Raw genomic sequence first — 12,911 nt, forward strand, 5'->3', positions numbered from 1 at the left:
TGTGCGATCGCCGAAGCGGCACGTCAGGATGGGCGAGGGTCCGCATCGACGGAGCCGTAGTCACGAGGCAGCTAGGGAGCAGGCGGTATGAGCACTTCAGCGCAGATCGGCGTCACCGGGCTCGCGGTCATGGGCCGCAATCTCGCCCGGAACTTCGCGCGCAACGGCTACACGGTCGCCGTGCACAACCGTACGTCGTCGCGGACGCACGCGCTGGTGAAGGAGTTCGGGGACGAGGGCGACTTCATCGCGGCCGAGACGGCCAAGGAGTTCGTGGCGGCGCTGGAGCGCCCGCGCCGGCTGGTCGTGATGGTCAAGGCCGGTGAGCCGACGGACGCGGTGATCGAGGAGTTCGCGCCGCTGCTGGAGCCCGGTGACATGATCATCGACGGTGGCAACGCGCACTTCGCGGACACCCGGCGCCGGGAGAAGGCGCTGCGCGAGCAGGGCATCCACTTCGTGGGCATGGGCGTCTCCGGCGGCGAGGAGGGCGCGCTGCACGGGCCGAGCATCATGCCGGGCGGCCCGAAGGAGTCCTATGACTCGCTGGGCCCGATGCTGGAGAAGATCTCCGCGAAGGCGAAGGACGGGACGCCCTGTGTGACGCACGTCGGCCCCGACGGCGCCGGTCACTTCGTGAAGATGGTCCACAACGGCATCGAGTACGCCGACATGCAGCTCATCGGCGAGGCCTACCAGCTGCTGCGCGATGTCGCCGGGTACTCCCCCGCGCAGATCGCGGAGATCTTCCGCACCTGGAACACCGGGCGCCTGGACTCGTACCTGATCGAGATCACGGCCGAGGTGCTGTCCCACGTGGACCCGGCCACCGGCAAGCCGTTCGTGGACGTGGTCGTGGACCAGGCCGAGCAGAAGGGCACCGGCCGCTGGACCGTGCAGATCGCGCTGGACCTGGGCGTGCCGGTGTCGGGCATCGCCGAGGCGGTGTTCGCCCGGTCCCTGTCCGGTCACGCGGCGCTGCGCGAGGCGTCCCGGGGTCTGGCCGGGCCGAAGCCGTCGCCGCTCGGCGAGGCGGAGGCCGCCGCCTTCGCGGACCGGGTGGAGCAGGCGCTGTACGCGTCCAAGATCGTGTCGTACACGCAGGGCTTCCACGAGATCGCCGCGGGCAGCGAGGAGTACGACTGGGACATCGATCTCGGCGCGGTCTCGGCGATCTGGCGCGGCGGCTGCATCATCCGCGCGGCCTTCCTCGACCGCATCCGCGCCGCGTACGACGCCCGGCCCGACCTGCCCAGCCTGCTGTCGGACGAGACGTTCGCGCGGGAGATCGCCGAGGCGCAGGACGACTGGCGCGAGGTGATCATCGCGGCCACCCGGCAGGGCGTGCCGACGCCCGGCTTCGCGGCGGCACTCGCCTACTACGACGCGCTGCGCGCGGAGCGCCTGCCGGCGGCCCTGACGCAGGGGCAGCGGGACTTCTTCGGAGCGCACACCTATCGGCGGGTAGACCAGGACGGCTCGTTCCACACGCTGTGGGGCGGGGACCGGTCGGAGGTCGGCGCGTAGCGCTCCGCGCCTGTGGGGCGGGGGACGGTGGCGCCACGGGCGCGCGCCGTCCCCCGCCCCACATCTACGCCCCTGGTACGCCCCTCTCAGGTCCCGAGTCCCTCGGGCTCTGAGTTCCTTCAGGTCCCGGTCGTGAGGGGCGGGCCGGGTTCCGGGCTGGGGGTCGGCTCAGGGCCCGGGGGGATCGGGGACGGTGAGGGCTCCGGCGGCCCGGGAGCCGGCGGCCCGGGAGCCGGTGGCGCCGGAGGCGGTGTGGGACCGGGTCCCGGGCCCGGCGGCGTCGGCTCGGGCCCCGGCGCGGGGGGCGGGACCGGACTCGGGTAGGGATCCGGCGGGGTGGGACCCGGCCCCGGGGTCGGGCCGGGAGGTACGGGGTCGGGGTGCGGGCTCGTCATGGATGGCCTCCGGCGGTCGCTGTACGTCGTCGCCTCTGGACTACTCCCCCGCCTACCCGAGGCCCGCCCGGCCACTCACCCGACGGCGGCACGGAACGCGCCCAGGTGGAGGCGCGGGGCACCGCACCGCGCCCAGCCGGTCCCGCACCACGGCCGCGGCAGCCGCTGCCCCGGCGCCGCACCGCGCTCAGCGGTCCCGCACCGCCGCCGCGACGACAGCCTCTGTCCTGGCGGAGCCCCGTGCTCAGCGGTCCCGCACCACAACTGCGGTAACCGCTGCCCCGGCGCCGCGCGCTCTCGCACCACCGCCGCCGCCGCGACAGCCGCGGCCCCGGCGGCCAGTCCTGGCCGGGGGCTGGACAGCACCGGAACCGCCGTCGAGGTCAGCCGCTGCGCCGGGGCCATGGAGGCCTGGGCGAGGACGATCACATCGGTACCGGTGACCGCGTCGGCGGCGGCCGCGACCCGCTGTACGTACGCCTCGGTGGCTCCGGCCGTGAAGTGGTCCCAGACCCCGTCGACCAGCACGGTGCGGACGGAGACGGGGCGGCCGGCCCGGCGCGCCTCCTCCTCGACAAGATCGGCGGTGGGACCGAGGGTGCTGCGCAGGGCGGCGAGGACGGTGACACGCGGGCCCGCGGCCACGGCGGCGGCCGCCATGGGCCGGTCGACCCGCAGCACCGGCACACCGGCCGCGGCCGCCTGGGCCTCCGCGACGCCGCCGATGGTGGAGCAGGTGCACAGCACCGCCCGCGCCCCGGCGCCCACGGCGCGGCCGAGGGCCTGGCGTACGTCGCCGCCGACCGCCTCGGGCCCGTCCCGCCGGGCCCGCTCCAGCAACTCCGCGTCGACGAAGTGCCGTAGCTCCAGGCCCGGGTGGTGGGTGTCGCGCAGGGCGTCGAAGACCGGGACGTGCACGGGTGAGGTGTGCAGAAGCGCGAGCATCGTGGAATCAGAGCCTCTGTGGTCCGGTCCGCCCGCCCTAGAACCGGCCGGGGTGGGCCCGCAGCCAGTCCTTGGCGGCGGCGAGCAGTTCCGGGTCGGCCGGCGGGGCGGCCTCGGGATGGCGCTCGGCCCACTTCACGACGTACGGGCACAGCGGGGCGACCGGGATGCCCTCGCGCTCGGCGACGGCGTACAGCTCGCGGGCCAGGGAGCCGGCGATGCCCTTGCCCTCGTGGGCCGGCTCGACGACGGTGTGGACCGGGACCAGGGCGCGCGCGGGCGACTCGAGGACGAAGTACTCGACGCGACCGACGACTTCGCCGTCGCCGACGGCCTCCAGCCGGCCCGCCGCCCGGTCGTCGCGGATCTCGATGTCAGTCATGGGCACGCACGCTCCTGGTCGTCGTCCCGGCTCAGGCCGGAACGGCCTGCGGGCTGCGCTGCTGGTCCGAGCCGGGCACCGGCGCGGACGGGTCGGCACCCAGTTCGACGATCCGGTTGTCGCCGTCCACATGCACCACCCGCGGCTTCAGTTCCCGCGCCTCGGCGTCGCTGACCTGAGCGTAACTGATGATGATCACCAGATCCCCGGGATGCACGAGGTGCGCGGCCGCCCCGTTGATCCCGACGACCCCGGACCCGCGCTCACCCTCGATGACGTACGTCTCCAGGCGGGCGCCGTTGGTGATGTCCACGATGTGCACGAGCTCACCGGGCAGCAGATCGGCGGCGTCCAGCAGGTCCGCGTCGATGGTCACGGATCCCACGTAGTGCAGGTCGGCCTGGGTGACGGTGGCGCGGTGGATCTTGGACTTGAACATTGTACGGAACATGAGGAAACTCCCGATTCGTCCTGCTCCCTGCCTGCTTCCGCAGGTCAAGGGCGATGTTCGGAGGCTACAACGTTTCGCATGTGTGGTCAGCTGTCGCCGGGTGTTCGATGACTCACGCTGACCGTTTGCTGACTTTCCTGACGCTTGCTCAGAGGTTCTGAGGGGTGTTCGGGGGCCGCATCACTCCCCATGCTGCCCCGCGCGGACGGTGGATCAGCGTGAGCAACGGTGCCTACACGACGCTCCCCCCCCCAACGGACAGCGCATGGCGGGGCAGCCGTCCATAGACACAAGATCAGCGCGCAGCCCGGACGGCCTGCCGAACCAAGACACAGACGCAAAACGCTCGACTGGACAACCCAGCCGAGCGCCTGCATCAGCTGCTCGCCACCTCATCAACCGACGGCGTGTCCACCACCCCCGCCTCTCCGGTCCTGCAGGGGTTCCGGTTCAGCGCCTCGGCTATCGGACTACGGCCCCCCTGGGCTCTCCCACTGTGCATATCCGGTCAGCCGGGCTGTCGCACGCCCTCTGGCTCCTTGCGCGGTGCGTACGCCATCCAGTCCACGATCTGTACCGCCGCACCGGCGGCCTCCATGCCCCGGCAGTGGGCGTGGTGCCGCCGGGCGATGCCGTCCAGGTCGAGGTGGGAGCCGAAGGCGGGGTGTGCCGCCAGCCGCCGGGCGTACGCCCACACGTGGGGGTGCTCGGTGATGCGGTGCACCGCGGCGGCGTCCAGGTGGTGGCGGTGCACCAAGTCCAGCTGCACGAGCGTCACCCACAACTGGATGTCACCGAGGGTGAGTTCGCCGCCCAGCACGTGCTCCTGGGAGGTGAGCCTCCACTCCAGCACATCCAGCGTGCGCAGCAGGGTGGCCAGTGCGGTGTCGCGTGCCGCCGGGTCGCCGTCGGACTGCCCGGCGCGCTGGGCGGCCCAGGTGATGCCCTGCTCGCAGAGGCGGCCAACGGTCTCGATGGCCTTCTCGGCATCGCGGGGGTGGAGATCGGGACCATGTCCGCCGAACCGCCGGGCCAGGTCCCGCAGGATGTCGGGGGTGTGGGTGCTGACGATCGTTCCGGTCCAGTTGTCGCTGAGGACCGGTGCCACGGCCGGTCCAGGGTGCTGGTGCGAACTGGCTTCGTACAACGGGCGCAGTGCCAGGTGTCCGCCGTCCGAGGTGTCGGGCAGTGCGGGCAGCAGCGTCACCGGGAGGATGTCGTCGAGGCCGAGCAGGCTGTGCGTGACGGCGATCTGCAGGCAGTGCGGACAGGACAGCGAGAGGTGCAGTCGGTACCGCTCCGGCGCCGCGTAGTAGCCGCTGCGCGCGTCATGGCCGATCCTGCTCCGGAAGGACGGCACGGCTGTCGGGGATGTGGCGGACATGCGTCTCCCTGGGGTGCTCGGTCGCAGGCATACGGGGGTGACGGCTCGCGGCGGCTTCGGCACGGCCGGGATGCGGTGCTGGCGTGGGGATCAGACGCTGATGGGTGTGAAGCCTTCACTGCGCGGGGAACTCGCCGCACTGCAGACGCGCAGAAGGTCGATGTGGCGGCGGGACGTCAGCAGCAGCAGTGGGCGGACGGCGATGCGGACGGCTCGACGGCCGAGGTCCAGCACAGGACAGTCCATCTTTCCCTACCGATCCACTATGGTTCCCGTATTGGAGTGTCAGGGCGGGGCCGAGTCCCGTCAAGAGGGCGCGTTGCACCCGCACCAGAACGTCTCACCACGCGAGAAGGCCAGCCGGGACCACCCGTGCGGCCAGGCAAAGCGGTCGGTCTCGCAGGCGGCGAACAGCGCCGGACCGCCTCGACGGCGGCGCCGGCAAGTGAGGGGTCGGCGCCCGCGCCGGGCGCTCGCGCTGAGCTGTACCGGAGCGACCGCGGACCGGCCGCCGACCAGGGTCAGCCTTCGGGGTGTTGGCCTGAGCGGCGCGACGCCCGATCCGGCGGGCTGCGTCGAGGACAACCGCGGGATAGTCGGCCTCGACGACGGTGGCCGGGGTGTGGTCGGCGGCAAGCGCACGGCGGCGATGACGCAGGGGTCATTGATGGCGACCAAGGGCAGCGAGGCTGGGGCGGCGGGCGGATTCCAGCCGGGGGCCCCCTATCAGCGCAGCGCAGCATCACCCACGGCGGCGACCGCCGCGGCGGTCGCCTCGGTGATGTAGTGGCGTTCGCCTGGCGGTCTCTGATGGCCGCCGAGATCATCGCTTCCTCGCCCGATCTGGGCGTCGGCCTGGGCCAGTTGCTGGAGAACGGGCGCAACAACTCCAGCATGTCGCAGGTGTTCCTGGCCATCCTCCTGATCCTGCTCGTCGGCATCGCCATCGACCTGCTGATCTTCAGCCCACTGGAACGGTGGGTGCTGCGCAGCCGTGGCCTGCTGGTCACCCGCTGAGCGCACGGCTCCCGATCGACACGGAGTGCGCGCCCTCCCCCGTCAGCCACGCGCACACGGCACCGGCCCGCATAAGCATCATCGCCGCAAGCGAGCCGGTGCTGTGGTGTGCGGAGGAGGCGGGTCCTGCCCTCGTTGGGGCGCGCAGGGAGAACCAGCTTTGCGGAATCTCAGGATGAGCGGCTCGTCGATCCTGGTGGACCGTGGACCCGCGGCGCTGGCAGATCTCCCCGCCTGTCCCACGAAACCCGGTTGAGGGGGCATGTGACCATGTATCACGTGACGTAACGCGGATGGGACGATGCGCTGGAGTCTCCGGTGGTGGCTACTCCGGTCCGCGATGAGCTTGTCCATGTCGGAGATCTGCTCGTGTCGTTCACCGGACGTCGGTCAGGGATTCGTCCAGGCCTCGGGGTCCTCCGCGAGGCTCACGACCTCGCCGGGCAGCTTGGCCGCGGCCACGTGGGCCAGGGTGACCTCGCCGAGGATCTTGCGGACGTTGGCGCGTACAGCGATCCACAGCGGCAGCAGCGACTCCGCAGGACCGCAGTAGGAGAGCTCGGGCGGGCGTACTCCCCGCACCGAGACCAGGGGGCCGTCCGCCACACGGATGACGTCGGCGATGGCGATCGACTCCGCCGGGCGGGCGAGCCGATAGCCGCCCTTGCCGCCCCGCTGGCTGACCACAAGACCGCCCCGGCGCAGGTCGCCGAGGATGCCCTCCAGGAATTTGTGCGGGATGCCCTGCGCCGCAGCGATCGCCTCGGCCTTGAGCGAGGCCTCGCCCCCTGCCGCGGCCAGCTCCAGTGCCGCCCGCACCGCATAGTCCGCCCGCGCCGAAATCCGCATGCCGCGATTATCCATCACTGTCGTGTCCGCCCCCGCACCGATCACCCTCCCGGTCAGGCCGGCAGGGAGAAGGGTGGATGCGCGCCGTTGAGGAAGTAGTCACCCACCTCGCGCAGCCTGTGGGCGACCGGCTCGCGCAAGGTGTGTGTCCGGGCGTTGCGCCAGAAGCGGTCGAAGCCGTGCCGCGCGGAGGCGGCGTCGACACCCATGACGTCCAGGGCACGGGTGGTGATCTCCTGCGCGGCCCGGAAGGCGGCAGACTCGGCCACGCTCGCGAGGACGGCGATCTCCGCGCACTCCTCGTCGTCGAGTTCCTCGCCCTGTACGAGGCCGCGCACCAGGGCATCCACAGCCTGCTCGGCGAGGGCGGACGCGGCACGCGTGACGACGGTGAGCTCGCCGTACACCGTCAGCGCGTACGGATCCTGCGGGGGGCTGTCCGGCCAGGGCTGAGGCGAGAAGGGCTGCCAGTGGGACCGCATGCCCCTTCCGCACTCGCGCACCTCGTCCAGCAGGCCCTCTGCCACACCAAGACAGAACTGGACGGAGACCAGACGGGCGGTCGGCGCGGCCAGAGAGACGAAGGGTGACAGGACGCCCTCGTCGGGCGAGAGGGAGCCGAGCACATCGTCGGCCGCGACCGGCACGGAATCGAACTCCACGCCACCACCGGCCGCCAGCCGCTGACCGAAGTCGTCCCCGCCGCTGCCGCTCACGACGCCCGAGCGGGCGGGGTCGACCAGGACGGCCAACGGCTCACCGGTGCCGTACTTGGCGGCCCGAACCACCAGCCGGTCGGCGATCCCGACTCCGGTGGCATACCTCTGGTAGCCGTTGAGCAGATAGCCACCCGACGTCGGGGTCAGGATGAGTGGTGGCTCATGCGAGGCGACACCGCCTCCCCAGCACCACTGCCCCGCCGTCGACTCCCGCTCGATGCGGGCGGCACGGGTGCGGTCGGCGAAGAACCGGGCGCTGCAGGACAGGAAGTAGTGGTTGCCCAGCAGGTGACCAATGGCACCGTCGGCCGCGGCGACGGTCCGGATGACCGCGTAGGCCGTGCGCCAGTCCCCACCGCCTCCCCCGAGTTCGGCCGGCGCCGGCAGTGTCAGCAGTCCCGACTCGCGCAACCGCGCCACCTCGTCGAGCGGTGTCTTGCCGGCCTGTTCGCGCTCGACCGCGTCCGTAGCCAGGTCGTCCGCCATCTCACGGGCTATGTGCAACCAGTCGACCTGCCCGGAGCCCGCGTCGGTCACCTCGCCCGCCGTCACCGTCATATCCTCACCCCGCTTCGTGCGACTGCGACTGTCGCTACAGCTCAGTGCTGTGGTCATGGCGTCTTCCTTCATGGAACCGAGGACGACGCGGCGTCCGGCGAGGCGGCGTGGGAGTGCAGCGGTGCGCAGTGACGCGTCGGCTTCATCATCCTCACTCTCCCCTTCGACCACCGTCAACACTTTCCTAGTAATTCGATAGGAATACTAGGGAAGCTGGGGTGCTCCGACTGATTCACCCTCCCCAATGGCCAGTTCGCGATGGCGCGTGTCCGGGTGGTCATCCCTGACCCGCGGGCTGCCGGCCGCGCCGTGGAGGCGTTCGCGGAGCGTGGCACCTCCGGACGGGGCCGGGATCCGGCCGCGGCTGCGCAGTTCCGGGACGACGAGGTCGAATGAAGTCGGCAAAGGTGCCAGGGTGGAGGCGTAAGCGAATGGAAGTCGTCGAACCTCGGCGTCGTCGGCGATCACCTGGGTCATCGCGCGCTCCCGGCACCGGCGAAGGGGACCTGGGCGGCGGGGGCTGCCTGCTGCCCGTACGGATGTCGCCACAGACCCTGCGCCTGAAGCTTCGGCAGCACGCCCTCGCCGAACCAGTACGCCTCCTCCAGATGCGGATACCCGGAGAAGATGAACTCCTCGATCCCCAACGCGGCGTACTCCTTGATCCGCTCGGCAACCTCGGTGTGACTGCCGACGAGGGCGGTCCCCGCCCCACCTCGCACCAACCCGATGCCCGCCCACAGATTGGGATGGATCTCCAGCCCGTCCCGGATCCCGCTCCCGTGCAAGGCCAGCATCCGCTGCTGGCCCTCCGACTCACTGCGGGCAAGCCCGGCCTGAACCTGCCGCACGGTCTCCGCATCGAAGCCCGCCAGCAGCCGCTCCGCCTCGGCCCAGGCCTGCTCGGAGGTGTCGCGGGTGATGACGTGCAACCGGATTCCGAAGCGGACGCTGCGACCCTCCTGCGCGGCCAGCTTCCTGGTCCAGGCGATCTTCTCGGCGACCTGCGCCGGCGGCTCCCCCCACGTGAGGTAGACGTCGGCATGCCGCGCGGCGACCTCAACGGCGATCGCCGAGGAACCACCGAAGTACACCTCGGGCACCGGGTCGGGCACCCGGGCGAGCTTCGCGTCCTCGACCTGGAGGTGCTCGCCGGACAGGTCGACGGTCTTGCCCTCCCACAACCCCCGGACGATTTGCAGGAATTCGCCGGTACGGCGATACCGCGCGTCCTTGTCCAGGAAGTCGCCGTAGGCCCGCTGCTCGTGGCTCTCGCCGCCGGTGACGACGTTGAGCAGGAGACGTCCGCCGGTCTGCCGCTGGAAGGTGGAGGCCATCTGCGCCGCGAGCGTCGGTGAGACGAAGCCGGGGCGGAAGGCGACGAGGAACTTCAGCCGCTCGCTGTTCTGACTGACCATGGCAGTGGTCAGCCACGCGTCCTCGCACCACGCGCCGGTGGGCGTGAGCGCGCCGACGAAGCCGAGGTCCTCGGCGGCGCGGGCGATCTGGCTCAGGTAGGCGACCGTCGGCGGCCGGTCGCGCCCGGACTCCGTGGCAGGGGTGCCGTGGCCGCCACCGACGACGTGGCGGCTGTCGCCGTTGGTGGGCAGGAACCAGTGGAAGGTGAGGGACACGTGGGGGCTCCGATCGGTGTTCGTCAGCGTTCGTCAGAGGAGGCCGTGGCGGGGCGGCTTGGTGCCATTGAGCACGTAACGGCCGATGTGCTGGACCTTCCAGCGGGCCGGGTCGTGCAGGGTGTGAGTGCGCGCGTCGCGCCAATGGCGGTGCAGGCCGAGGGAGTCGAGCGCCGAGCGGGTACCGGAGACCTCGAAAAGGGCGCTGGCGACCTCCACGGCGGCCTCGGCCGCCGTCACTTTCGCGGTGGCCACCGCGATCGAGGCCTCGGCGGCCGCGTCGTCGGTCAGGTCGGCGCGGGCGTCGTCGATCGCGCGGGCGGCCTCGCGAAGCAACGCTTCGGCAGCCCGTTCTCTGATCGCCAGTTGGCCGAACCGCTGGATCAGCAACGGATCCTCCGCGGCGGTCGTGTGCCCTTCGGCGGCGCTCTCGAACCAGGGGCGGCTCTTCGTACGGACGAACTCCACCGCCTCGGCCAGCGCCCCGGAGCCGATCCCGGCATCGATGGCCGCGTGCAGCAGCTGAGCCACCGCGCCCTGGAGTTGGGGCCCTTGGAAGGTGAGGTGGTGCGGCACGACGCGGTCGGCGGGCACCGGCACCGACTCCAGGCGGACGGTTCCGCTGGCGGTGGTGCGCTGTCCCATGCCGTCCCAGTCGTCCACGACCGTGAGGCCGGGCGCGTCGCTCGGGACGTACGCCACCTGCAGGGTGTCGTCCTCGGCACGGGCGAGGACGGGGATCCAGTGGGCGAACAGCGCGCCGGTGGAGTAGTGCTTGACGCCGTCGATCACGTACGACCCGTCCGGCCGCCGGGCGAGGCGGGTGCGGATGTCCTGGACGTGCTGGGTGCCCGCCTCGGACTGGGCGTTGCCGAACCGCTTGCCGGCCAGTACCTCGCCGAAGAAGAACTCCTGCTGCTCCTGGGTCCCCTGCCGGCGCAGCACGTTGACGTACACGAAGTGGCTCTGCGGGATCTGGGCCAGGCTGGCGTCGGCGGCGGCCAGCAGTCGGAAGATCTCGGCGAGCGTGTCCGCACGGACGTCCGCGCCGCCGAACCGGGCGGGCACCGTCACGGCGAGCAGCCCGGAGGCGGACAGCCGCTCCAGCTCCGTGTGCGGGAGCCTGCGCCGCGCGTCCCGCTCGGCGGCGCCCTTGCGGAAGTCTGCGGCCAGTTCAGCGGCGACGGCAAGGGCCTCGGCGTCATCGGAGATGACGTGCGCGACGCTCATCCGGCGGCCGCCAGCAGTGTCGTACGGCCGCCCAGCGCGGCCGAGAACTGGTCCGTGACCTGCGCCAGGGCCTCGGCCGATCCCGGCGCGACGATGAGTGTGCCGTCCTCGCCCACCGTGATGTCCTTGTCGAGCGTGAACCAGCCCGGCGTGATGTGCGCAGGACCCATGGAAGCCAGCACCGGGCGCAGTGCGTAGTCGATGGCCAGGACGTGGGCGGTGGTGCCGCCGGTGGCCAGCGGGAGGACCGTCTTGCCCGCCAGCGCGTACTGAGGGAGCAGGTCCAGCAGGGACTTCAGGAGTCCGGTGTAGGCGGCCTTGTAGACGGGGGTACCGATCACCACCCCATCCGCCTGCTCGAACAGGGCGGTGGCCCGGACGATCGCCGGGTGACCGAAGTCGGCCCCGAGCAGCGCCTCGGCCGGCAGGGTACGAACATCCAGCGCGATCACCTCGTGCCCCTGCGCGATGAGCCGATCGTCCAGGTGGCGCAGCAGCCGAGCGGTGCGGGAGGTGGCGGAGGGGCTTCCGGAGACGGACAGGACAGTGGCCATGGGAGGACCTTTCGGTTCGTCGTTTCGTGTGCGGGCCACGGTCAGGCGTGGGCGACGGCGGGCTCGGACGCGGCTTCCTGGGCCTCCAGTTCGCGCACGAGGGGCAGCACCCGCTTGCCGAAGTACTCGACCTCCTCCAGGTAGTGCAGGAAGCCCAGGAGGAATAGGTCGACGCCTAGCCGCTTGTAGGCGACAATCCGCTCGGCGATCTGCTCAGGGGTGCCGATCAGACCCGTTCGGAAGCCGTCGTTGTACTGGACGAGGTCCTCGAAGCTCGAGTCCCGCCACATGCCCTTGCCGTCGGCGGTGGACGGACCGGCCTGCTGGACGGCGTCGCGGAAGCCGTGCACGGCCTGGGTGTCGGCCTTGGCGACGATCTCGCGGAGCGTCTCACGTGCCTCGGCCTCGGTGTCGCGGGCGATGAGGAAGCCGTTGAGCCCGAACTTCGGTGCGGTACGACCCGCTTGGGCGGCGGAGGCACGGACGTCATCGATCTGCTCGGTGACGCCGTCGAAGTCCTTGCCGTTGGAGAAGTACCAGTCGGAGACTCGGCCGGCCATGGCACGGGCGGCGGTCGAGTTGCCGCCCTGGAAGATCTCCGGGTGCGGGCGCTCGGGGGTGATGAGTGGCTTGGGCTTGAGGGAGAAGCCGCGCAACCGGTAGAAGTCACCCGCGAGTTCGGCATGGTCCTCGGTCCAGATCTGCCGCAGGGCGCGGATGAACTCCTCCGAGCGCCGGTAGCGCTCGTCGTGCTCCAGCCAGGGCTCGCCCAGCGCGGTGAACTCGCCCTTGAACCAGCCTGAAACGACGTTGACGGCGAAGCGGCCGTTCGACAGGTGGTCGGCGGTGGCTCCGAGCTTGGCGAGCACACCCGGGTGCCACAGGCCGGGATGCACGGCGGCGATGACCTTCAGCCGCTGCGTGGCGAGCAGCAGGGCCAGGCTGAAACTGGTCGACTCGTGCTGGTACTCGGCGCCGTAGCTGGCCATGTAGCGGACCTGGCTGAGCGCGTAGTCGAAGCCGTTGTTCTCGGCGAGAACGGCGAGTTCGCGGTTGTAGTCGTAGCCCCAGTCGGTGCACTGCTCAATTTTGCTGGTGACGAGACCACCGCTGACGTTCGGCACCCAGTAGGCGAAGCGGACGGGATCGGATCCGGGGTATGCGGAGGACGCGGGCATGGGAACTCCTCGCGGGGGAATGCTGCGCTGGCAGAACGAATGAGCTCCGCGGAAACCAGACACGCTGGAGCGGCGTTTCCCGGGAAAG

12 protein-coding genes and 2 pseudogenes are annotated in these 12,911 nt (G+C 71.2%); 3 read left to right on the plus strand and 11 right to left on the minus strand.

Annotated features, from left to right (window positions below; translation table 11 throughout):
• Positions 1-87 precede the first annotated feature (87 nt).
• Complete coding sequence (gndA, locus tag ACFVVO_RS17345) at positions 88-1,527, plus strand: NADP-dependent phosphogluconate dehydrogenase (RefSeq protein ID WP_390055754.1); 1,440 nt, start codon at positions 88-90, stop codon at positions 1,525-1,527.
• A gap of 716 nt (positions 1,528-2,243) precedes the next feature.
• Here gndA and ACFVVO_RS17350 read toward each other — a convergent pair.
• From ACFVVO_RS17350 to ACFVVO_RS17370, 5 genes and pseudogenes are all read right to left on the minus strand, one after another.
• Positions 2,244-2,867: pseudogene (locus ACFVVO_RS17350) on the minus strand (aspartate/glutamate racemase family protein); the annotation flags it as partial.
• Between the two features lie 37 nt (positions 2,868-2,904).
• Complete coding sequence (locus ACFVVO_RS17355) at positions 2,905-3,249, minus strand: GNAT family N-acetyltransferase (RefSeq protein ID WP_390055756.1); 345 nt, start codon at positions 3,247-3,249, stop codon at positions 2,905-2,907.
• A 31-nt stretch (positions 3,250-3,280) separates the two neighbouring features.
• Positions 3,281-3,700, minus strand: a complete 420-nt coding sequence (panD, locus tag ACFVVO_RS17360; RefSeq protein ID WP_390055757.1) for an aspartate 1-decarboxylase — start codon at positions 3,698-3,700, stop codon at positions 3,281-3,283.
• 508 nt (positions 3,701-4,208) lie between these two features.
• Complete coding sequence (locus ACFVVO_RS17365) at positions 4,209-5,084, minus strand: glutathione S-transferase C-terminal domain-containing protein (RefSeq protein ID WP_390055759.1); 876 nt, start codon at positions 5,082-5,084, stop codon at positions 4,209-4,211.
• A 90-nt stretch (positions 5,085-5,174) separates the two neighbouring features.
• Positions 5,175-5,330 (minus strand): hypothetical protein, encoded by a 156-nt coding sequence (locus ACFVVO_RS17370; protein ID WP_390055761.1) that lies wholly within the window; start codon positions 5,328-5,330, stop codon positions 5,175-5,177.
• A gap of 199 nt (positions 5,331-5,529) precedes the next feature.
• Here ACFVVO_RS17370 and ACFVVO_RS17375 point away from each other — a divergent pair, with 199 nt between their 5' ends.
• Both ACFVVO_RS17375 and ACFVVO_RS17380 read left to right on the plus strand, forming a co-directional pair.
• The gene (locus ACFVVO_RS17375; protein ID WP_390055762.1) at positions 5,530-5,871 is read left to right on the plus strand and encodes a hypothetical protein; all 342 of its coding nucleotides are present in this window, start codon (positions 5,530-5,532) and stop codon (positions 5,869-5,871) included.
• Between the two features lie 2 nt (positions 5,872-5,873).
• Positions 5,874-6,101, plus strand: a pseudogene (locus tag ACFVVO_RS17380) (ABC transporter permease); the annotation flags it as partial.
• 390 nt (positions 6,102-6,491) lie between these two features.
• Here ACFVVO_RS17380 and ACFVVO_RS17385 read toward each other — a convergent pair.
• The 6 genes from ACFVVO_RS17385 to sfnG form a co-directional block, all read right to left on the minus strand.
• Positions 6,492-6,950, minus strand: a complete 459-nt coding sequence (locus ACFVVO_RS17385) for an RrF2 family transcriptional regulator (RefSeq protein ID WP_390055764.1) — start codon at positions 6,948-6,950, stop codon at positions 6,492-6,494.
• A gap of 53 nt (positions 6,951-7,003) precedes the next feature.
• Positions 7,004-8,227, minus strand: coding sequence for an acyl-CoA dehydrogenase family protein (locus ACFVVO_RS17390; RefSeq protein WP_390055766.1), 1,224 nt, complete (start codon positions 8,225-8,227; stop codon positions 7,004-7,006).
• A gap of 473 nt (positions 8,228-8,700) precedes the next feature.
• The gene (locus ACFVVO_RS17395; RefSeq protein ID WP_390055767.1) at positions 8,701-9,861 is read right to left on the minus strand and encodes an LLM class flavin-dependent oxidoreductase; all 1,161 of its coding nucleotides are present in this window, start codon (positions 9,859-9,861) and stop codon (positions 8,701-8,703) included.
• Positions 9,862-9,894: 33 nt separating this feature from the next.
• The gene (locus ACFVVO_RS17400) at positions 9,895-11,091 is read right to left on the minus strand and encodes an SfnB family sulfur acquisition oxidoreductase (RefSeq protein WP_390055769.1); all 1,197 of its coding nucleotides are present in this window, start codon (positions 11,089-11,091) and stop codon (positions 9,895-9,897) included.
• Positions 11,088-11,645: an NADPH-dependent FMN reductase gene (ssuE, locus tag ACFVVO_RS17405; RefSeq protein WP_390055771.1), complete on the minus strand. Its 558-nt coding sequence runs from the start codon at positions 11,643-11,645 to the stop codon at positions 11,088-11,090. The genes ACFVVO_RS17400 and ssuE overlap by 4 nt, the downstream gene beginning before the upstream one ends.
• Before the next feature lie 41 nt (positions 11,646-11,686).
• A complete protein-coding gene (sfnG, locus tag ACFVVO_RS17410) occupies positions 11,687-12,823 on the minus strand; it encodes a dimethylsulfone monooxygenase SfnG (RefSeq protein ID WP_390055773.1) in 1,137 nt (378 codons plus the stop codon).
• Positions 12,824-12,911 lie beyond the last annotated feature (88 nt).

Origin of the sequence: Streptomyces sp. NPDC058145, assembly GCF_042884245.1 — a bacterium.
Taxonomy (GTDB): Bacteria; Actinomycetota; Actinomycetes; order Streptomycetales; family Streptomycetaceae; genus Streptomyces.

Bases quoted from the DNA above. Each gene is read 5' to 3' on its own strand.
- gndA (WP_390055754.1), top strand. From the start codon at position 88: ATGAGCACTTCAGCGCAGATCGGCGTCACCGGGCTCGCGGTCATGGGC.
- ACFVVO_RS17355 (WP_390055756.1), bottom strand. From the start codon at position 3,249: ATGACTGACATCGAGATCCGCGACGACCGGGCGGCGGGCCGGCTGGAG.
- panD (WP_390055757.1), bottom strand. From the start codon at position 3,700: ATGTTCCGTACAATGTTCAAGTCCAAGATCCACCGCGCCACCGTCACC.
- ACFVVO_RS17365 (WP_390055759.1), bottom strand. From the start codon at position 5,084: ATGTCCGCCACATCCCCGACAGCCGTGCCGTCCTTCCGGAGCAGGATC.
- ACFVVO_RS17370 (WP_390055761.1), bottom strand. From the start codon at position 5,330: ATGGACTGTCCTGTGCTGGACCTCGGCCGTCGAGCCGTCCGCATCGCC.
- ACFVVO_RS17385 (WP_390055764.1), bottom strand. From the start codon at position 6,950: ATGCGGATTTCGGCGCGGGCGGACTATGCGGTGCGGGCGGCACTGGAG.
- ACFVVO_RS17390 (WP_390055766.1), bottom strand. From the start codon at position 8,227: ATGACGGTGACGGCGGGCGAGGTGACCGACGCGGGCTCCGGGCAGGTC.
- ACFVVO_RS17400 (WP_390055769.1), bottom strand. From the start codon at position 11,091: ATGAGCGTCGCGCACGTCATCTCCGATGACGCCGAGGCCCTTGCCGTC.
- ssuE (WP_390055771.1), bottom strand. From the start codon at position 11,645: ATGGCCACTGTCCTGTCCGTCTCCGGAAGCCCCTCCGCCACCTCCCGC.
- sfnG (WP_390055773.1), bottom strand. From the start codon at position 12,823: ATGCCCGCGTCCTCCGCATACCCCGGATCCGATCCCGTCCGCTTCGCC.